15 protein-coding genes are annotated in these 20,085 nt (G+C 42.4%); 6 read left to right on the forward strand and 9 right to left on the reverse strand.

Going from position 1 to position 20,085, the window contains the following annotated elements:
• On the forward strand, window positions 1-744 hold the full coding sequence (gene rlmB, locus ACMXYT_RS03820; RefSeq protein ID WP_415911867.1) for a 23S rRNA (guanosine(2251)-2'-O)-methyltransferase RlmB: 744 nt from the start codon (window positions 1-3) through the stop codon (window positions 742-744).
• 32 nt (window positions 745-776) lie between these two features.
• On the opposite strand, the gene ACMXYT_RS03825 is transcribed toward rlmB, so the two are convergent.
• Complete coding sequence (locus tag ACMXYT_RS03825) at window positions 777-1,697, reverse strand: LysR substrate-binding domain-containing protein (RefSeq protein WP_415900298.1); 921 nt, start codon at window positions 1,695-1,697, stop codon at window positions 777-779.
• A 183-nt stretch (window positions 1,698-1,880) separates the two neighbouring features.
• On the opposite strand from ACMXYT_RS03825, the gene ACMXYT_RS03830 reads away from it, so the two are divergent.
• On the forward strand, window positions 1,881-2,906 hold the full coding sequence (locus ACMXYT_RS03830; protein WP_415900299.1) for an NADH:flavin oxidoreductase: 1,026 nt from the start codon (window positions 1,881-1,883) through the stop codon (window positions 2,904-2,906).
• 162 nt (window positions 2,907-3,068) lie between these two features.
• Window positions 3,069-4,301 (forward strand): DEAD/DEAH box helicase, encoded by a 1,233-nt coding sequence (locus tag ACMXYT_RS03835; protein ID WP_415900300.1) that lies wholly within the window; start codon window positions 3,069-3,071, stop codon window positions 4,299-4,301.
• A gap of 76 nt (window positions 4,302-4,377) precedes the next feature.
• Here ACMXYT_RS03835 and ACMXYT_RS03840 read toward each other — a convergent pair whose 3' ends face one another.
• Window positions 4,378-5,559 carry an acetate/propionate family kinase gene (locus tag ACMXYT_RS03840; RefSeq protein ID WP_415911868.1) on the reverse strand — a complete coding sequence of 394 codons (1,182 nt, stop codon included), beginning with the start codon at window positions 5,557-5,559 and terminating at the stop codon, window positions 4,378-4,380.
• Between the two features lie 5 nt (window positions 5,560-5,564).
• Window positions 5,565-6,500: a bifunctional enoyl-CoA hydratase/phosphate acetyltransferase gene (locus tag ACMXYT_RS03845; RefSeq protein WP_415900302.1), complete on the reverse strand. Its 936-nt coding sequence runs from the start codon at window positions 6,498-6,500 to the stop codon at window positions 5,565-5,567.
• A 303-nt stretch (window positions 6,501-6,803) separates the two neighbouring features.
• Here ACMXYT_RS03845 and ACMXYT_RS03850 point away from each other — a divergent pair, with 303 nt between their 5' ends.
• Window positions 6,804-8,282: a response regulator gene (locus tag ACMXYT_RS03850; protein ID WP_415911869.1), complete on the forward strand. Its 1,479-nt coding sequence runs from the start codon at window positions 6,804-6,806 to the stop codon at window positions 8,280-8,282.
• Window positions 8,283-8,334: 52 nt separating this feature from the next.
• Here ACMXYT_RS03850 and ACMXYT_RS03855 read toward each other — a convergent pair whose 3' ends face one another.
• Window positions 8,335-10,992 carry an EAL domain-containing protein gene (locus tag ACMXYT_RS03855; protein WP_415900304.1) on the reverse strand — a complete coding sequence of 886 codons (2,658 nt, stop codon included), beginning with the start codon at window positions 10,990-10,992 and terminating at the stop codon, window positions 8,335-8,337.
• Window positions 10,993-11,335: 343 nt separating this feature from the next.
• On the opposite strand from ACMXYT_RS03855, the gene ACMXYT_RS03860 reads away from it, so the two are divergent.
• Window positions 11,336-12,370, forward strand: a complete 1,035-nt coding sequence (locus ACMXYT_RS03860) for a DUF2333 family protein (protein ID WP_415900305.1) — start codon at window positions 11,336-11,338, stop codon at window positions 12,368-12,370.
• A 94-nt stretch (window positions 12,371-12,464) separates the two neighbouring features.
• Window positions 12,465-12,890, forward strand: a complete 426-nt coding sequence (locus tag ACMXYT_RS03865; protein WP_415900306.1) for a PilZ domain-containing protein — start codon at window positions 12,465-12,467, stop codon at window positions 12,888-12,890.
• Between the two features lie 9 nt (window positions 12,891-12,899).
• Here the strand turns inward: ACMXYT_RS03865 and ACMXYT_RS03870 are convergent, their stop codons facing one another.
• The 5 genes from ACMXYT_RS03870 to ACMXYT_RS03890 all read right to left on the reverse strand — a co-directional run bounded on the left by ACMXYT_RS03870 (window position 12,900) and on the right by ACMXYT_RS03890 (window position 19,972).
• On the reverse strand, window positions 12,900-14,519 hold the full coding sequence (locus ACMXYT_RS03870) for an AAA family ATPase (protein WP_415900307.1): 1,620 nt from the start codon (window positions 14,517-14,519) through the stop codon (window positions 12,900-12,902).
• 145 nt (window positions 14,520-14,664) lie between these two features.
• On the reverse strand, window positions 14,665-15,033 hold the full coding sequence (locus tag ACMXYT_RS03875) for a histidine triad nucleotide-binding protein (protein ID WP_415900309.1): 369 nt from the start codon (window positions 15,031-15,033) through the stop codon (window positions 14,665-14,667).
• Window positions 15,034-15,134: 101 nt separating this feature from the next.
• On the reverse strand, window positions 15,135-16,661 hold the full coding sequence (locus tag ACMXYT_RS03880; RefSeq protein ID WP_415900311.1) for a SpoVR family protein: 1,527 nt from the start codon (window positions 16,659-16,661) through the stop codon (window positions 15,135-15,137).
• Window positions 16,658-17,947 (reverse strand): YeaH/YhbH family protein, encoded by a 1,290-nt coding sequence (locus ACMXYT_RS03885; protein WP_415897666.1) that lies wholly within the window; start codon window positions 17,945-17,947, stop codon window positions 16,658-16,660. The genes ACMXYT_RS03880 and ACMXYT_RS03885 overlap by 4 nt, the downstream gene beginning before the upstream one ends.
• A gap of 102 nt (window positions 17,948-18,049) precedes the next feature.
• Complete coding sequence (locus ACMXYT_RS03890) at window positions 18,050-19,972, reverse strand: PrkA family serine protein kinase (protein ID WP_415900312.1); 1,923 nt, start codon at window positions 19,970-19,972, stop codon at window positions 18,050-18,052.
• Between the last annotated feature and the right edge of the window lie 113 nt (window positions 19,973-20,085).

The raw sequence follows: 20,085 nt of genomic DNA on the forward strand, positions 1-20,085 counted from the left end.
ATGAAATACGAATATCTTTTTGGCATCCATGCGGTTAACACTGCGCTAAAACGCGATGCTAAGCGTATCCAGAAAATCCTAATTGCCAAAGGCCGCCACGACGATCGTATGCAGCGTTTGTATGAAACGGCGATGGGGCAAAAAATTCAGTGCGAGCAGGTGGCAAAACGCGATCTGGAAGAGCTAGCCGATGGTGGTTCCCACCAAGGTGTTGTCGCACTGTGTAAACCGATCCAAACCCACAACGAAAAGTTCCTAGATCAACTGCTGGATAACCTTGATGTACCACCGTTCCTATTGGTACTCGATGGTGTAACCGATCCCCATAACCTAGGTGCTTGTCTGCGTACTGCTGATGCAGCCGGTGTACAGGCAGTTATCGCCCCTAAAGATAAATCTGCACCACTAAACGCAACCGCAGCTAAGGTCGCTTGTGGCGCAGCTGAAGCGGTACCGTACATTCTGGTCACTAACCTTGCTCGTACCCTTAAAAGCCTGCAAGAGCGTGGTATCTGGACGACAGGCACTGCTGGTGAAACCGATCTAAATGTTTACCAAGCTAACCTAACAGGCCCTATGGCGTTGATTATGGGTGCAGAAGGTCAAGGTATGCGTCGCCTAACGCGTGAGCACTGTGACCAGCTAGTAAAAATACCAATGGCGGGCGAAGTGAGTAGCCTTAACGTTTCCGTTGCTACCGGAATCTGCTTGTTTGAAGCGGTTAGGCAGCGAAGTGTTGATTGAAACTGATCGATTACAGATCTTAAAAAGCAGCTTTAGGGCTGCTTTTTTATTGTTTCAACTTTCTTTAGATGCTCACACAGGAAGTCGTGAAAAACTTGTAATCTAGAAGATGGGATACGACTTCCAGGTCTAAGAGAGTATAAATTCAACGTTGTAGTATCAAAGTCTTTTAATATAGGGACTAAACGTTGGCTGTTTAGATCGTCTGATACAACAAATTCAGGAATCAGGGCAATACCTCTACCTGCCAACAGAGCTGAATGAAACAGCTTACTATTATTAGAAAGTAACAATGGTTCTAGGTAGACATCAATTGGCTTCTGCCTTTTAAAAAATCGCCATTTACGAGCATTCCCTGCAAGGTTATACATTAGGCAGGCGTGTTCTTTAAGCTCTAAAGGATGTTGCGGTTCTCCATATTCTTCTATGTAAGCTGGAGAGGCGCAAGGGATGAGTCGGTATTCGCTGAGCTTTCTACAAATTAAAGAACTATCGATAAGTTGATGGGTCAATCGAAGAACCAGATCAAGATCCTCTTCTAGTACGTTAACGTGTTGATCGTTTAACTGCACATCAAGGCGGATGTCTGGATATTTCAATATGAACTCATCAAGGATGGGAGCTAGTTCAGATAGTCCCCAAGTCATCGGAACGCCGATCCTTAAATTACCTTTAGGTGAATGTTGAGACTCAATCAGTTCTTCTTTTAAATCTTGCCATTGATTAATCAGGTTTATTGCTCGTGCGTAGCAACGCTCACCATCGTCGGTAATTTGCATATGCCGGGTACTACGATGGAATAAAACTGTTCCTAATTCACTTTCTAGTCGTTCAATTGCTTTGGAAACCCTCGCAGTAGAAAGGTTTAGCTTCTTTGAGGCTGCGGTAAAACTACCGTTTTCAACCACGGCTTTAAGTACTTTTAAGCTTTCTAGCTGATTAATGTTACTCATATTCAACAAAAGGTTAATAATGTTTTATTTTTTTTGATGTTTGCAATGTTTTTGTTGAAAGTCAAAATCTAAAGGCAAATTCATTAATATTTGAATAGAGAAATGATGATGACAAAAGAAATGCTCTTCAAGCCTTCTAAGCTGGGTAAGTTGGAAACCTCTAATAGGCTTGTGGTGGCGCCTATGACAAGGGTGAGCGCAAATGAAGATGGGACGGTTGGGCCGCTCATGAAGGAGTATTATGAGGGATATGCCGATGGTGGGTTTGGGCTAATCATTACTGAAGGGTTATATACGGATAAATTATTTAGCCAAGGCTATCGAAAGCAGCCAGGAATTAGTTCAGTAAAGCAGGCGAACAGTTGGCGGCCAATCGTTGAAAGCTTACAGCAGAAGGGGGCTATTATCATAGCTCAATTGATGCATGCAGGAGCATTATCTCAATACAACCCGTTTGCAAATACGGCAATGGCTCCTTCTGAGGTACAGCCTTTAGGTGAGCAGATGCCATTTTATTATGGAGACGGCCCTTATCGATTACCTAAGTCTCTTGCAGCTTCAGATATCAAAGAGGTTGTAGAAGGTTTCGTATCTTCATCCTTATTAGCTAAACAGGCGGGATTTAATGGTGTAGAAATACATGGTGCTAATGGTTATCTGTTGGATCAGTTTTTGACGCAATACACCAACCTTCGAACAGATGAGTACGGTGGTGTTCTAGTTAACCGGTTGCGAATTTTTAAAGAAGTTATTGAGTCTGTGAGACAGGCGGTAGGTAAAGACTTTATTGTCGGAGTGCGTCTTTCTCAGAAAAAAGTCAACGATCTAGACTATGAGTGGCCTGAAGGTGAATCTGCAGCAGAAACGACCTTTAAGCTCATGAGAGAATGCGGAGTCGATTATATACATACAACTGAGCCGGTACTTAGTGAGCCTGCGTTTGAGGGAAGTGCTTCTCTCGCCTCTTTGGCAAAGCGAATAAGCGGGTTGCCGATTATTGCCAATGGCGGAGTAGTTGAACCACAGTTAGCGATTCACGTAATAGGAAATGGAAATGCTGATTTTGTTTCTATAGGTAAAGCTGCTCTCGCTAATCAGGATTGGCCTAATTTGGTAAAGCGTTCTGAAGATACCCATATGTTTGATTTTGCGATGCTTGCTCCGATTGCAGATTTAGAAAATTCAAAGCGTTATCGTAAAAATATGTAAAAGGGATTATTTGGAGCCAAAGTAAATTTAATCCTACCTTATTAGGAAATCCTGTATCATAGCCACATCTGCTAGTTCACTGTGAAAGCAGCGAACCTGATCTTTATACGTTATCTTTGAAAGCGATGAATGTTCATCGCTTTCTTTGTTTATGGAATCACTATGTTTTCTGATATCGCACTACATCCACAGTTAGAAGAGAACCTTAAAGCGCTTGGCTTCAGTGAGCCGACTGAGGTTCAGCAAAAGGCGGTGCCTTTATTGTTGGAAGGGATGGATCTGTTGGCAAGTTCGCCAACGGGTAGCGGTAAAACCGGAGCTTATCTGATTCCTTTAGTGCAGGAACTGTCGGCAGGTAAATCGCCAACACGTCAGCCGAAAGCCATTGTACTTGTACCAGTACGTGAGCTCGCTGAACAGGTGTTACAACAGTTTAATAAATTGGCTGCTGGTCTAGAACTAGATGCTGTTTCGCTGGTGGGCGGTGAAGATTTTAAACAGCAGGAAAAACGCTTGGCGCGTGCTGATTTGGTGATTGCGACACCGGGGCGTTTAGTACCGCATTTGGAAAACCGTTCTATTGAGTTGGATAGCCTAGATCTACTGATTCTGGATGAAGCGGATCGTATGCTAGAAACCGGTTTTAAAGAACGTTTGGATCAGATCCTAACCCTTTGCCCGGAAGCACGTCAGACATTGTTGATCTCTGCGACTTTACCAACGCAAGTCCGTACGTTGGCTCAAAAGCTATTGGTCGATCCTGAGTGGATTCGTGTTGGTCAAAAGCGTGAAGTTGAAGAGGGGATCAAGCAGAGCATTTTGCTGTCTGATGATCAGTCTCATAAAGATAAACAGCTGTGCTGGTTGCTGGAAAACGAATCGTACGACAAGGCGATTGTGTTCTGTAACAGTAAAACAGAAGCGCGCCGTTTAGATGGGTTTTTGCGTTACCACAAATTCAAAGCAGCTCTATTGCATGGTGATGTCCAGCAGAAAGGTCGTTTTGCGACGATTGAAGGCTTTCGTAAAGGCACAACAAAGGTTTTGGTAACCACTGACCTCGCATCCCGTGGTTTGGATGTGGAAGGGGTTGAGTTAGTGATCAACATGGAGATGCCGCGTAAAGGCGATCTTTACCTTCATCGTGTTGGCCGTACCGGTCGTGCTGGTCAAGAAGGTCAGGCGATCTCATTGATCGATCCGCACGAGTGGAACCTAATGTCTTCAATAGAACGTTACCTGAAGACCCGCTTTAGACGTAAATTGATCGAAAGCTTAGTAGGTAGCTACAAAGGCCCGAAAAAAGTAAAAGCGTCTGGTAAAGCGGCAGGCACGAAAAAGAAGAAAAAACCGGCTAGTAGCAAGAAGAAAGCGCCGAAAAAACCGAAGAAGTAATCTTGGCGGATAAAATAGACATAAGAAAGGGTACTTTTGGTAAGTACCCTTTTTTAATGTTTGAGCGTAATGACGATTAAGCCATTAAATCTTTAGTGTGCATGGAGATCATCGCTTCCTCATTGGTCGGGATGACGCGCACAGTCACTTTAGAATCGGCACCATTGATAATGCTGTCGTTGGTTGAATTAGCATGAGGGTTAAATTTAACGCCCAGCCATTCACAGCGTTTAAGGATGCGTTCTCTGACATTGGCACTGTTTTCGCCGACACCACCGGTGAAGACTATCTGCTCTAAACCTTCGAGTGCAGCAGATAAGCGACCAATTTCTAGTGCTGCTCGGTAGCAGAACATATCGATCGCTTCTTCAGCTTCGGGTTGGTCGCTTTGTTCAAGCTCCAACATATCAGAGCTGATACCTGACACGCCTAGCCAGCCACTTTGCTTGTAGATCAACGCTTCAAGATCATCTGCTGAAAGGTTGTGATGACGCTGGAGGTAAAGCAAAACACCTGGGTCGATATTGCCACAGCGGCTACCCATCGGCAGGCCATCTACTGCAGTAAAGCCCATAGATGAGGCAACAGATTTACCCTCGCCGATAGCACACATACTTGCGCCAGCGCCTAAGTGACAGACGACGGTTTTTAGATGGCCGCTTTTCTGCTCAACAAGTTGGCGCTGAATGTATTCGTATGAAAGCCCGTGGAAACCGTAGCGATGAACACCTTCCTCAGTGTATTTGCGAGGCAGGGCATAGTGTTGCTCCAACGAGGATTGCTCGGCATGAAACATTGTGTCAAAACAGGCTACTTGAGGTAGGTCTGGAGCTATGTTTCTGCAGGCCTCGATCAGTCTTAGGTTATAAGGCTGATGCAGTGGCGCTAGTGGAATAAAGCTCGCCAGCTTATCTAATACCTGATCATTAATCAGGATAGGCGCGCTAAAGTGACTACCCCCATGAACAACGCGATGGCCGAAGGCGCATAGAGTATTGTCACTGACTTCAGCATTTAGCCAATCGAGTATTGTTTTTAAGCAGGCTTGGTGGCGTTGCTCTTTAGGCACGTCGCTAAAGCTTGGCGTGCTCTTAAGTAGAACTTCACCGGATGCATCTTTCACTTTAAAGCGAGCGGTATCATTAAGGATATTGCCCAGCTTAAAGTTATATAGCAGCTCTAGCTTAGCGCCAGTGTACTTAAACAATGCGCATTTTAAGCTAGAGGAGCCGCCATTAACCGTTAAAATCGTTTCCATACGACCTACTTTTCTTTGTGATGAACCATATGAGACGCCAACGCACAGGATGCTAGACGAGCAAGCGTTTTATCAGCACGGCTTGTTAGGATAATAGGCACTTTTGCACCCAATGCGATACCTGCTGATTTAGCATTGGCTAAATAGATTAGCTGCTTAGCGATCATATTTGCAGATTCTAAATCAGGGGCTAACAGAATATCGGCATCACCAGATACCTCGGAAACTATGTGCTTATCGATAGCGGCTTGTTGCGAGATCGCATTATCAAACGCTAGCGGGCCATCAATTAAGCCACCCGTAATTTGAGAGCGATCTGCCATTTTGCAAAGTGCCGCTGCATCAATAGTACTTTGAATATTCGGCTTAACTTTTTCTACCGCGGATAAAATAGCTACTTTCGGAGTCTGAACGCCTAGTGCACGGCAGAAATCGATCGCGTTTTGAGTGATATCTTTTTTGCAGTACAGATCCGGTGTGATGTTGATCGCAGCATCGGTGATGATCAGTGGCTTATGATAGTTTGGTACATCAAACACGAAGACGTGACTCAAGCGACGCTCAGTTCTGATCCCTTTAGTTTTGTGGACCACGGCACGTAGTAGTTCTGAGGTGCCTAAATGTCCTTTCATTAATACTTCGGCTTCACCGCGCTTGATCAATTCACAAGCTAGCTCTGCAGCGGCGTGGCTATGTTCGGTATTGATGAGCTCAAAATGACTGATATCCAGATTTTGTTCTTCAGCAACGGCTTTAATCTTTGCTTCAGGTCCCACTAATGTAGGGATAATTAGGTCATGCTCGGCTGCTTCCACTGCGCCAATCAGACTGTTGCCATCAACGGGATGGGCAACAGCAGTACGGATAGGGCGAGCCTTTTCAGCTTGTTCAATAAAAAATTCTAGCTGGTCGTGCAGCGGTGGTTTTTCTTGAATAACCATCAAAACCTCGAAAATAAATTGTATTACCCATTAATTGATAGAACTGAAGGTAATAATTGTATATGACCTGATTATGACGCACTGCAACATTTTTGCTAGTGATTCATGTCAGCTTTCCACGAAAAGCTTGGCTATCGTAAAGGTGATTAGTTAAAAATTTCATGTTGTTGAGTCACAAAAAAGCTAAAAATAACCTAAGGTTTAGTGTGGTCTTATAAAACATGGTGGTATAAGTAATTAGAAAATATATTGTAGTTCCAGACTATTTGGTCTGGCAGGACGGAACCTCTGGGAGATATAAGGATGCAACAAACCATTTTTGTGGTTGATGGCAGCTCAACAATTCGAACGTTTTATAAAGCAGTGCTCGAAGATGCAGGCTATCGCGTGAAACTGCATCAAACGGGTGAAAGCTGTTACAAAGCGCTTAGCTTTGATATTCCTGATCTCATTATTCTGGGAGCCGAACTGCCGGATACTGAGTGTGTTGCATTCTCCGGAAAGATTAAGTCCCGTCCCGAATTTCTTTTAGTTCCTATCATCGTTGTATCTTCTATACGCTCTATGGATCTGAAACGTAACTGTTTTCAGGCAGGCGTAACCGATTTTATTATGAAAAACTGCACTCAACACTTTTTGCTTGAAAGAGTGAAAAATGTGATTGAGCGCAAAGAGACAATGCAGTTCAGCCAACACATCGCTGGACAACGATTCAAAGTATTAGTGGCTGAGGATAGCGTGGCTTTATTAGCGCTCTATGGTCAGATGCTTGAACAATTAGGTTGTGCGCCGGTACTTTGCCAAAATGGTAAGGAGGCGTGGGAGACGCTGCAACAGCATGATGATATCGATCTAGTGATGACCGATGTCGAGATGCCAGAGATGGATGGGATCGAGCTAAACCATCTGATCCGCTCCTGCACTCAATACGATCAAGTGCCTGTGATTGTCGTAACTCAGTTCGACCAAGAAGAGCTTCTATGCGATTTGTTGACGGCAGGTGCAAGCGATTACATAACCAAACCATTTAGCCATGAAGAGCTGTGCGCGCGTGTTGGATCTCATCTTCGTACCCGTCACCTGTATAAGGAGCAACAGCGACTCAATCGAGAGTTGGATGAGGCTAATAGTTACTTGGAAGAGCGTGTTAGAGCGCGTACACAGGAACTGTATGAAGCTAATTTAGAGACAGTCCAAAAACTGGCGATGGTTTGTGATTACAAAGATAACGATACAGGTAATCACATCAATCGAGTTAAGGAGTATTCAGAAGAGTTGGGTAAAGCGATTGGATTATCTGAAGAGGTCGTCAATCGTCTTGGCTTTTCTAGCATGATGCATGACGTGGGAAAAATTACTACGCCTGATGCGATTCTTAATAAACCTGGTCCATTGGATAATCAAGAGTGGGAAGTTATGCGTTTGCATTCTTCTATTGGGGCTAAGATCTTAGGTAAGAATGCCTTTTTTAACATGGCAAGGGATATAGCAGTTGCTCACCATGAAAAAGTGGATGGTAGTGGTTACCCTAAAGGTTTGAAGGGTGATGAAATTCCACTCGCAGCGAGGATCGTTGCGGTGGTAGATGTATTTGATGCCTTGGTGTCTAAACGCAGCTATAAGGATGCTTGGACTCAACAAGAAGCGATTGAAGAGCTTCAACGAATTGCCGGTAGTCACCTTGATAAACGCCTTGTAGAGGTTTTTGTTGGGTTGCTTGAATCAGGGCATTTGGATTACATCCGACTTCAGTATCCAGAAGAGCAAGCTCATTTGGGTTAAGTTGTTCTGTGGAAACTCCGTTTTCTATTATTTCATACCTACTTTTCTTTACTTAGGTAAGGGTGCAATTGAAAGCATGAGTATTTGGTAGATTTTCTGTTTCTACTAAGGTTTCCATCTCTTTATATACTAGAGGTCGACTAAACAGATAACCTTGGCCGATATCGCAGCCAAACTCCCTTAGCATGGCTAGTTGGTCTTCTTCTTCTATACCTTCTGCAACTACTTTCATTTTCAATGCATGCGCCATCGTAATAATTGTATGGGTCAATGTTGCATCGCCTTGGTTATGAACCATATCTTTTACAAACGCTCGGTCTACTTTCAAGGTAGAGACAGGGAAAGTGGTTAGATAGCTGAGAGAGCTATAACCGGTACCAAAGTCGTCAATAGTGAGTGATGTGCCAAGTTCTAGCAGCTTTTCTAAACGAGGCAGTAGTTTGTCGATATTTTCTGCCAATAGGCTTTCGGTGATTTCGAGTTCAAGTCTGCTAGGGTCAATGCCAGTTTCTTTGATCACTCCAGCAACCATATCAATGACACTATCATCATTCAGCTGTCTGATTGAAAGATTCACGGCCATGATCAAAGGTGCGTCACTAAATTTCTGTAGTTCAATCAGATCTATACAGGCTTGACGTAGTGCAAACTCACCAAGCTCATTAATGACACCAATTTCTTCTGCTATTTCAATAAACTCAAATGGACCGACTGGACCTAATACAGAACTATTCCAGCGCATTAAGGCTTCAAAGCCCATAATACGTCCTGAACCTATATTGTTCTTGCTTTGGTAGGCCATATGAATTTCACCACGCTCTAGCGCTTGGCGAAGCTCCGTTTCGATAGTGTGACGGCGCTTTAAGCGTCTATCGAGTTCATGGTCAAAGAAGCTGTAACGGTTGCGGCCATCCTTCTTGGATTCGAATAGAGCGATATCAGCAAACTTGATTAATCCTACTACTTCATTGTTGTCCTCAGGGTAGCGTGAGATACCTATACTGACAGAAATATAGATCTGTTTACCCTCAATCAATACAGGTTGCTCTACATCATGTAAAATATTCTCTGCTAGCGTTTCTACTTCTTGAGTTTTTGTATACGTTGTGTGTACTAAAAATTCATCACCACTAATGTGGCATATCTGTGCTTTCCCTTTGCAACATTTAACCAACCTGCCAGCTACAAGTTGTAGTAATTGATCACCGATCATGTGACCAAATGTATCATTTACCGCTTTAAAATTATCTATATCTAAATAGAGTACAGCAACTTGCTGTTTATTTTTCCACGCGTTTTGTAGTTCTCTTGTAAGATTTTCATTAGTTCTGCGGCGATTAGGCAAGCCTGTTAAGGGATCAAAATTTGCCTGTTTGTAAAGTTTAGCCTCCGCCTTTTTACGGCTACTTATGTCTTGTACAACAACTACATAATGGGTGAGTTCTTCTTCAGGGTTTGTTATGTGGCTTATAGAGAAAGAGTACCACTTACCGTCAAAATCTGTTTTACGTTCACCAAACCAATTGCCTCTAAGTGCAATTTCATCGCTGATCTTTGTAAGGTCTTTAGTTAAAACATTGTAAGGTGGAAAATCGATAATGTTATGTCCACGGGCTTTAGTATGGGCATTAGGCTTTGCTGTAGTTAGATCAAAGTGGCTATTAGCGTATTCTATCGACCATAGGTTATCAGTGATCACAACGCTGTTAGGGCTTTGTTCAATCGCTTTAGATAATTTTTGAACTTTACGTTCTGCTTTTTGCTTTGCGTCGGACATCCGTTTGCTAATTTGTATGGAAACTCTGTAGGCAAGCAATGCAGCAAGAAGGAATAAAACAAATACAGTACCTATAGGGCGTATGCGTTCTAACCAAGAGTTGAATAAATTCGTGACCGGATAAGAGTTAAGCGTGATGAGTTTGTATTCGGGTAAATAACCTACGTTTGCTAGGACTTTCTCTCCTTTAACTTTAAGTTCTAGTCCTTGCTTCACTAGACCAGATTGCAGGTTATATTGGATTTCGGAGGCCGTTTCTTGAGCTAAACGCCAACCAAATAAATCTGAAACAAACCCTTTAGGAACAGGGTAAGACATACGTACTTGTCCGTGTTCACCTAGCAACCAGATTGTATTGTTATCTGGGCTAATAAATTTTTGCATGAGAGAGGTTTTGCCTTGAACACGATAAAAAGCGACCACGACGGCAATGATGTTTTTGTCGTTATTCAAGATAGGGACATAGAAGGGAAGTAAAGATTCTCCCAGAAGGCCTGCTCTATGAAGATAACCTATCTGAGCGGTTCGGCTTACCTTTAGGTTTTCTAATACAGTATTTGGACTTGATAACTCCGGTAGATTGATACTTCCTTTACTAAGTAGCACGTTACCTTTCGTATCGATTAGGGCAAATGTGGCTGCTTCACCGGTTGCTGAAAGAAGATACTCAAATACATTTAAAACCGAGCGTTCTTGTAGATTTTTGTCGATAAAGCGTGCTTTGACTGTTTTGACAATAAGACGTGTTTGATGATCAAAGAAAGACCGACTTTGACTGATTAGCGTCTGATTTTGTTTGTATAGCTTATCGAATTGGTTGGATTTAACATCATTCCAAAGGGCAATACCGAAAACAGTCAGTGCAGATAAAAGGATCACTGAAAGTAGTGTGAATAAAAGCCTTAGGGGTTTGATGCCTTCGTGTCCTACCATAATTACACCCTCCTTGTGACGCTGCTGGAGGAATGAATCAGCAGGTCCCTGTCACTATAGCAAATATATATCATCTTCTTATGATGTTTGATTAAACATCATAAGAAGAAACACCAAATACTGACTTGAATTACTAAAGTATCTTTTATTTGAGTAATTTTTCAAATTTGGTCTACGTGAATCTAGGGCAGCACCTTGTTGTAATATAGATTTTGTATAAAAGAAATTATTGCTTCGACCATAGCAACGTTCCGAATGGCTTTAGGATCAGTTAAGCTGTGGCAATAGATAATAGTTGGACAAGTTATTTCGTCCAAACGGATTGTTAGAGTTGAGGAACCTCATGGGATTATTGATAGATTGGTTTTTGGATTTTTGGGACAACATGCCAGGAGGCAAAATTAGCCGGGCTGTTTTTAGCGCAATCATGCTAGTCATCGTTATCTCTGTCCCTTTAGGTATTTATTGGAGCTGCCCTCCTGCAGCATTTGATCCGGTAGCAGAAGCTAAAACGGATGCTGAGGAGCAGGGCGTTAAAGTGACAACTGGTTATCCAACGGTTTATACGCTTCACCGATTGATGGATACCCTATTGCATAAGCCAGGAGGCTATATCACTAACGATGTGGCGCCTCCGGGTATTTGGTTAGATAATATCAGCAATTGGGAATATGGTGTGTTGGTCCAGTCACGTGACCTTGCACGTGCTTTACGTAAAGACTTTAGCCGTTCACAGTCTCAGTCAGTAGAGCACCCAGAATTAACAATTGCTGAGCCTCAATTCCACTTTGATGCGAATAGTTGGTTGCTGCCTTCTTCGGAATCTCAGTATAAAGAGGGCCTTGAAGCGCTACACAAATATCAAATGGAACTGACCAAGGTTACTGAATCTGAAGCTCAGTTCTATGCGCGTGCTGATAATCTAAATAACTGGTTAGGTGATGTGCAAACGCGTTTAGGTAGTCTATCTCAGCGTTTAAGTGCAAGTGTTGGTCAGAAACGTGTGAATACAGACTTAGCGGGCGATCCGGCTGCTGAGCAATCAACGCAGACTGCTTCTGATAAAGAGGTTAAAACACCTTGGCTAGAAATAGATGATGTATTTTATGAAGCGCGTGGTTCAGCTTGGGCACTGTTACATATTTTAAAAGCGGTTGAGCAAGATTTTGGTCCTGTATTGGACAAAAAGAATGCGCGTGTGAGTCTTCGTCAAATTATTCGTGAGTTGGAAGCGACTCAGGAAACAGTTTGGAGTCCAATGATTCTTAATGGTGGAGGTTTCGGTCTGTTTGCTAACCACTCCTTGGTGATGGCGAACTATATTTCCCGAGCTAATGCAGCAATTATCGATCTGCGAGAGTTGCTAGCGAAAGGTTAAGGGTTGATTAAGTATTTTTTGTTTATTTTTAAGGGGCTTAGTGCCCCTTATTTGTTTCTGGGTCTACACTAAACAGTAGTAGAGGAGAAACGTTATGCCTCGTCGTTTTATTCGTCATCCTGCAGCGATTCCAATAAAGCTATGTAATCAGCAAGCTAATAACCAAAGCGTAACTGAAGTTACCACGCAAGATGTCAGTGCAGGTGGATTGTCCTGTGAAACAGAAAAGCTAATGACCCCAGGTGAGGCTGTAGAAGTTGAGATCTCATTAGAGACACCACCTTTTAAAACTATCGGTCATGTTGTTTGGTGCAAAAGTAACGGTAATGGTTTTTTAGTCGGGATTGGCTTTTCTGATCTGGCTACAGCTTATGCTGTTCGAATGGTAGAACAGGTTTGCTACATTGAAGAGTATCGTCAAAAAATCTTAGAAGAAGAGGGGCGAGAGCTAGATTCTGAAGAAGCTGCGATTGAGTGGATTGCAGCGCACGCCCATGAGTTTCCACAAAATGTACACTGAGTAAGCATTTTAATGGGTTTCGACCTTAATATTGTGTTCCTTGTCTATTAACCACTCACCATTAAATTTAACTAACGTTAGTTGTTTTAGCGTTTTGTCTTTATAGCCGCTAGCTGCCTCGTACTGAAGCCAGAAGTCTACTTTAATTCTATTTTCCGAAAGCTTGATATTATGTAGTTTTTCTCTGATCAACTTGATCCACTTAGGGCGATTAATCGCATCGCGTCGTTTCTTAGCCCAGCGCTCATTCGTTTCGTATATACCAGTAAAGTTAGGTTTATAGCTTCTAAAATAATTTTTCAGATCTTTTGCTTGCCAGGCAGCTATCCAGTGGTCAATTTTTACAGTGGCTAGAGTGAGAGGTGAAATAACTTCGTCTTGTGGTGCAGAAACTTCAACTTTAGAAAGTTTTTCAATTTTATTAATCGTTTGAAAACCTCCCTCTATTTCATTTCGCTCGCTTGGAAAAGTAGTTTTTTCCTTGAGTGAAAACATGTTTATCTTTTCAGCACTGTTAAATGATGTTTTATTTACAGGTTGTCCTGTAATTGATACTTCTTGAGTAAGCGCGTTTTGTTCTGATTCAGGGGGATGGTTTTTGACAGTATCGGCTTTATATCCGCTAAGTTTAAAATCAGCATAGGCCGGTTCTTTCTCTGTGACAGTGATACTTGGTGGCTGCACTTTGAAAATTTGGTTCTCCTGAAGTGGTTTAGGCTCTGCAAAAATAGGGGTATCTTCCGTAGTTTTTGATTCAATTTTTTCTGTACTTGAATATAGGAAATAGTTAACCCCAAAGCCTAAAATTATAAAAATTACCAGGCTAAGAGAATACATGCCGATTTTTTCAGCTGATAAGCGAGAGGAATTTTTTTTCGAACTATTGATATCTTCTGGCGTTATTATTTTGTTATGAATCAGAGGTAATAAAATTTTATTTAGGCGGTTTATTCTTCCCTCTGTGTGCTCGATTATCAATAAATCAGTACCAATTTCATAAGGCGTGCTAGGTAGTCCCTCTTTGGAGGATAAGTAATGAATATATCCTTCAATATCATCTAGTTGAAAAAGATCTAGGACTATTTCAGTATTAATCCAGTTAATAAAATCAGCCTGCTTAAGCCCTTCAGAGTTAATAACAATATAGTCTTGGCGAACTACTACTAGTTTTATTGCTCCTTTAGTAGTTTCATCGATTTCGCATAACTGCTGTAAGGAGTTGATTACGGAATCGTCAGAATTGATAGCTTGCTGATCAATTATGAGTAGGCAGAATAGGTCTTTTTCTTTGATTGATTGGAGCGTGCGGGGTAGATCTTCTGTCTGTGCTGTAGATTTAAGTGCGTCTGATAATTTTGAATAAAGCTGAGATACTTCTGTTAACGGCTTATTAATTATAGCGACAGGAATCCCTGTTTTTTGAAATTCATTAATAAGCTCATTTATAAGTGTGCTTTTACCGGTGCCTGCGACTCCTTTAAGAATTATTGAGTTTTCGCTCAGTAAGGCTGCCTTTAGTTCACTCAAAGCTCTCTTATAAGATGCATGTCTATATGGCTCAGTATAAGAAGGTATATTTTCGCTAGATCTAATATAGCTTTCAGTAACTAACAGTTGTTCCTTTGGCATAACTTTGAATGTATCTCGGTTTCTAAACTCTAGGAAAAGCCTTAACCCTATTTCTCTAGGGTATAAATTTTAAGATTAAAAAGTAGTTTGCACAGCTAAAAGAAAAGATTATTTTCTCTTTTAGCTGTAAGGAAAATAATTAAAGCTAGCTAAGCGCTTCTTTCATCTTCTCTTGGTATGGAGGCCAGCCCATAGGTTTTCCACCTAAAAGGTGAAGATGTATATGGTAAACCGTTTGTCCGCCATCTGAGTTGCAGTTGAATACTGTACGATAACCGGATTCATCAATGCCTAACTGTTTGGCGATAGTGCTGGCTGTTTTGACCACATGGCCAACCACTTCTGTATCTTCTGCGCTAATATCATTAAGGGTTGCGATATGTTTGCGCGGAATAATGAGTGCGTGTGTCGGTGCCTGAGGGCTAATATCATTGAACGCAATTACATGCTCATCTTCGTAAATGATTTCGGCCGGAATCTCTTTATTTATGATTTTACAAAACAGGCAATCCATCGGTTTTCCTCACTGTATTAGATACTTGAATGCAGTATATCCAGTGTTACCAATGGATTAAATACTGAATAAACCGTTAGTAACTAAAGTTATCGCTTGGTTTAGAGTAGCGATTCTGTTTTCCCTTCCGCAAGAATTTCAGGGCAGTGATAGCTTTTGGTCACAGTGTTATCTGGAAGCACTGATTCAAGATGGACATCAAATCCCCATAAACGATGAATATGTCTTAGTACCTCTTCGGTGGATTGACCGAGTGGTTGTTTATTATGCATAAAGTGTCTCAAGGTTAAGCTGCGATCACCACGGACATCTACGTTGTAAACCTGAATATTTGGTTCTCTATTTCCTAAGTTATATTGAGAAGAAAGATCTTCGCGGACTTGTCGGTAGCCTGCTTCATCATGGATTGATGTGACTTCCAAATTGGCTTTTTCAGAGTTATCCATAATGGTGAAAAGTTTTAGCTCACGGATGAGTTTTGGCGAGAGGTACTGGAGAATAAAGCTCTCATCCTTATAGTTACGCATGGCGTAGTCTAATGTCTTTTTCCAATCGGAACCTGCGATATCAGGGAACCATTCGCGGTCTTCGTCGGTTGGTTCTTCACAGATACGTTTGATGTCCTGCATCATGTTGTATCCCAATGTGTAGGGATTAATGCCGTTGAAGTAAGGACTATCGAATGGCGGTTGGTAGACAACACTGGTATGTGAGTGAAGAAACTCCATCATAAATCCATCGGTTACTAAGCCTTCTTCATGCATTTGATGCAGAAGCGTGTAGTGCCAGAAGCAAGCCCAGCCTTCGTTCATTACTTGGGTCTGTTTCTGTGGATAGAAATATTGCGCCACTTTTCGAACGATACGAACAATCTCTCGTTGCCATGGTTCAAGAAGTGGGGCGTTTTTCTCTATAAAATAGAGTATGTTTTCTTCAGGTTCTTTAGGGAAGTGCTGAATAACTGGTGTTGCTCCTTCCTCTTTTTTTGGAATCGTGTTCCACAAGTCGTTTAAGTGACGCTGGATATATTCTTCCCGCGCTTGCTGGCGCTCTTTTTCTTCATCTGCTGTCAGCGGTTGTGGGCGAACATATCGATTTACGCCATAGCTCATGAGTGCATGGCACGAATCCAGTAGCTCCTCAACTGTATCTACACCGTATCTTTCTTCGCATCGGCTGATATAGCTTTTAGCAAAGAGAAGGTAATCAATAATCGCTGAGGCATCGGTCCAAGTTTTAAACAGGTAATTACCTTTAAAGAAAGAGTTGTGACCATAACAGGCATGAGCAATAACAAGGGCCTGCATTGTCATGGTGTTTTCTTCCATTAGATAAGCGATACAGGGGTCGGAATTGATTACAATCTCATAAGCAAGGCCCATTCTGCCGCGCTTATAGTTTTGTTGGGTATCAACAAACTGTTTACCAAAGGACCAATGGTTATAGTTTAAAGGCATGCCGATGGAGGCGTAGGCATCCATCATCTGTTCGGAGGTAATGACCTCGATCTGATTGGGGTATGTGTCTAAGCCGAAGTCTTTGGCAATGCGAGCGATTTCTCGGTCATATTCGGCAATAAGTTCAAAGCTCCACTCAGCTCCGGTGGATATTGGACTGCGTTTTTTCATGCTGCCCCCTCAACCTTTTTCTCAAATAGACTACGAAATACTGGGAAAATATCTGCTGGGGTTTTTATCTGTTGCATGGCAAAGCATTCTTCCCACTTTGCTTGTAGGCGTTCGTATTCATGCCATAAGTTTTGGTGGGGTCCTGTAGTGATCTCTACATAGGCGAAATACTGAACTTGCTTGAGGATCTTTTCATCAAGGAGCTGGTAGCATTTACTGGAATCTCCATCCCAGTTATCGCCATCGGATGCCTGAGCTACATAGATGTTCCAGTCTGCTGGGGAATAACGTTCTTCTAGAATATCTGAAGTCAGGTCTAAAGCGCTGGATACGATCGTGCCGCCGGTTTCGCGGGAGTAGAAGAACTCTTGTTCATCGACTTCTTTGGCGTGGGTATGGTGGCGAACAAAGACAACTTCGATCTGTTTATAATTCCGTTTCAGGAAGAGGTACAGCAAGATAAAAAAGCGTTTCGCCATGTCTTTAATGCTTTGAGTCATAGAGCCTGATACGTCCATAACGCAGAACATCACGGCCTTGCTTGAAGGCACGGGAACTTTGATTAAATTGTTGTATTTAATGTCAAAGTCATCAAGGAAAGGTACACGCTTTAAACGCTGTTTAATCTCTTCAATTTCGGAATTTAATGCTGAAATCTGTTTCTCTGCATCATCATCGGGTAAACGTTGCTCTAAGCTCAAAATTTCCGCTTTGAGTTCGCGGATTTTGCGTCTGTCTTTGCCGGTTAAGGCAATGCGACGTGCGTGGGCTGCTTTTAACGAACGCACAATATGAATCTTGTCGGGGCTACCAGCATTGGTAAATCCAGCTCGGCGGGTTTCAAATTGGGTTGCGCTTTTTAGCTGTTTTTTGACTAGATAGGGGAGTTCCAAACCATCAAACATAAAGTCTAGAAACTCTTCCTGATCGATCTGGAAGGTGAAATCATCTTCCCCTTCACCTTGATTGCTGGCTTGGCCTTCACCGCTGCCGCCGCCACCGCCGCCACCTTGCGGGCGTTGGAACTGATCCCCTACAACAAACTCTTTGTTGCCAGGGAAAACTTTATTACGAACGCCGCCTTCACCATGATGAAAAATGGGTTCGGAGATGTCCCTGCGAGGAATGGTAACGCTGCCACCTTGTTCGATCTCTTTGATGGAGCGGTTGTTCACCGCATCTTCTACTGCATCTTTAATATGTTTTTTATAGCGACGAAGAAAGCGCTGACGGTTAACCGTGCTCTTGTTCTTGGAGTTCAGGCGGCGATCTATGATGTAACTCATAATACTTCTATCCCCGTAGATGGCCTGCACTTAGGCTCTTCATCTCATTCGGGCAGGCCTTTGCCCGAATGAATGCCTTCACCAACTGTTATTGCCGATTAACTACTGTGACTTTCTAACGCGGATATACCATTCGGACAGTAATCGCACCTGCTTCTCGGTATAGCCTCGTTTTATCATCCGTTTAACAAACTCACCATGCTTGGTTTGTTCATCTGTAGAGGCTTTCGCATTAAAGGAAATAACAGGTAACAAGTCTTCCGTATTGGAGAACATTTTCTTCTCAATAACGGTACGCATTTTCTCGTAACCCATCCAAGATGGGTTTTTACCGTTGTTATTGGCACGGGCACGCAGTACAAAATTAACAATTTCGTGTCGGAAATCTTTTGGATTACTGATACCGGCAGGTTTTTCGATTTTTTCGAGTTCCTCGTTAATCGCCTGACGATCTAATATGTCACCTGTTTCTGGGTCGCGATATTCCTGATCCTGTATCCAGAAATCAGCGTATGTGACATAGCGATCAAATATATTTTGTCCGTACTCTGAGTAAGACTCTAAGTAAGCGGTCTGAATCTCTTTACCCAAAAACTCGATATATTTTGGCGCGATAAACTCTTTTAAGTAGCCCAAATAGCGATCTTGAATTTCAGCAGGGAATTGTTGCTGTTCAATCTCTTTTTCCAGAACATAAAGCAGATGGACTGGGTTAGCTGCAACTTCTGAAGGGTCAAAGTTAAAGACTTTGGATAAGATTTTGAAAGCGAAACGGGTTGAAAGGCCATCCATTGCTTCATCAACACCTGCAGAGTCCTTATATTCCTGCATGGATTTCGCTTTAGGATCCGTGTCTTTTAGATTTTCGCCGTCATAAACACGCATTTTTGAATACAAGCTAGAATTTTCAGGTTCTTTCATTCTTGATAAAACTGAGAATTGAGCAAGCATGTTGAGCGTATCTGGTGCACAGGGTGCGTTGTTTAACGAACTGTTTTCTAGAAGTTTTTCGTAGATATGGATCTCTTCAGTGACACGGCAGCAATAAGGCACTTTTACGATGTAGATACGATCGATAAAGGCCTCATTGGTTTTATTGTTTTTGAAGGTTGTCCACTCTGATTCATTCGAGTGGGCTAGGAGAATACCATCGTAAGGAATGGCCCCCATGCCTTCGGTACTGTTGTAGTTACCCTCTTGGGTCGCTGTTAATAGAGGATGGAGAACTTTGATAGGTGCTTTAAACATCTCCACAAATTCCATCATGCCCTGATTGGCACGACAGAGCGCGCCAGAGAAACTATAAGCATCTGGATCATGTTGTGGGAAGTCTTCCAATTTACGAATATCAACTTTACCCACAAGGCTAGAAATATCTTGGTTGTTTTCATCACCTGGTTCGGTTTTGGCAATGGCAATCTGATCCAAAATAGAAGGGTAGAGTTTTACTACACGGAATTTAGAAATATCCCCACCATATTCGTGTAAACGCTTGGCCGCCCAAGGTGACATGATGCCTTTTAAGTAGCGTGAAGGAATACCGTATTCTTCTTGAAGAATGACACCATCTTCTTCCGGTTTGAATAGACCTAAAGGTGACTCAAAAACAGGTGAATCTTTAATGGCATAGAATGGAATGTGCTCCATTAAATGCTTAAGGCGTTCGGCCAAGGACGATTTACCGCCACCCACTGGACCAAGTAAGTAAAGGATCTGTTTACGTTCTTCTAGACCTTGAGCCGCATGTTTAAAGTAGGAGACAATATTTTCGATCGCATCTTCCATACCATAAAACTCGCTAAATGCAGGGTAACGGCGGATCAGTTTGTTCGAAAAAATACGACTTAGTCTTGGATCAGCAGCGGTATCAACCATTTCAGGTTCACCGATCGCTTGCAGCATACGTTCAGCCGCATCAGCGTAGATCATAGGGTCCTGTTTACACAGTTGGAGATATTCGTCCAAACTGTATTCTTCCTGCTGAACAGAATCATAGCGGGCTTTATAGTGGTCAAAGATACTCATACAAATCACCTTTATTCAGCCAAGCTTATTTGGATTTTTGAATAATTATGTCAGGCTGTTTTGCTTGCTTACCTGTAGTTAGTGTAGTTCACATTTTTGAACTCTGAACATTT

Origin of the sequence: Neptuniibacter sp. QD37_11 (genome assembly GCF_047778105.1) — a bacterium.
Classification (GTDB): domain Bacteria; phylum Pseudomonadota; class Gammaproteobacteria; order Pseudomonadales; family Balneatricaceae; genus Neptuniibacter.

Bases quoted from the DNA above. Each gene is read 5' to 3' on its own strand.
- rlmB (WP_415911867.1), top strand. From the start codon at position 1: ATGAAATACGAATATCTTTTTGGCATCCATGCGGTTAACACTGCGCTA.
- ACMXYT_RS03825 (WP_415900298.1), bottom strand. From the start codon at position 1,697: ATGAGTAACATTAATCAGCTAGAAAGCTTAAAAGTACTTAAAGCCGTG.
- ACMXYT_RS03830 (WP_415900299.1), top strand. From the start codon at position 1,881: ATGACAAGGGTGAGCGCAAATGAAGATGGGACGGTTGGGCCGCTCATG.
- ACMXYT_RS03835 (WP_415900300.1), top strand. From the start codon at position 3,069: ATGTTTTCTGATATCGCACTACATCCACAGTTAGAAGAGAACCTTAAA.
- ACMXYT_RS03840 (WP_415911868.1), bottom strand. From the start codon at position 5,559: ATGGAAACGATTTTAACGGTTAATGGCGGCTCCTCTAGCTTAAAATGC.
- ACMXYT_RS03845 (WP_415900302.1), bottom strand. From the start codon at position 6,500: ATGGTTATTCAAGAAAAACCACCGCTGCACGACCAGCTAGAATTTTTT.
- ACMXYT_RS03850 (WP_415911869.1), top strand. From the start codon at position 6,804: ATGCAACAAACCATTTTTGTGGTTGATGGCAGCTCAACAATTCGAACG.
- ACMXYT_RS03855 (WP_415900304.1), bottom strand. From the start codon at position 10,992: ATGGTAGGACACGAAGGCATCAAACCCCTAAGGCTTTTATTCACACTA.
- ACMXYT_RS03860 (WP_415900305.1), top strand. From the start codon at position 11,336: ATGGGATTATTGATAGATTGGTTTTTGGATTTTTGGGACAACATGCCA.
- ACMXYT_RS03865 (WP_415900306.1), top strand. From the start codon at position 12,465: ATGCCTCGTCGTTTTATTCGTCATCCTGCAGCGATTCCAATAAAGCTA.
- ACMXYT_RS03870 (WP_415900307.1), bottom strand. From the start codon at position 14,519: ATGCCAAAGGAACAACTGTTAGTTACTGAAAGCTATATTAGATCTAGC.
- ACMXYT_RS03875 (WP_415900309.1), bottom strand. From the start codon at position 15,033: ATGGATTGCCTGTTTTGTAAAATCATAAATAAAGAGATTCCGGCCGAA.
- ACMXYT_RS03880 (WP_415900311.1), bottom strand. From the start codon at position 16,661: ATGAAAAAACGCAGTCCAATATCCACCGGAGCTGAGTGGAGCTTTGAA.
- ACMXYT_RS03885 (WP_415897666.1), bottom strand. From the start codon at position 17,947: ATGAGTTACATCATAGATCGCCGCCTGAACTCCAAGAACAAGAGCACG.
- ACMXYT_RS03890 (WP_415900312.1), bottom strand. From the start codon at position 19,972: ATGAGTATCTTTGACCACTATAAAGCCCGCTATGATTCTGTTCAGCAG.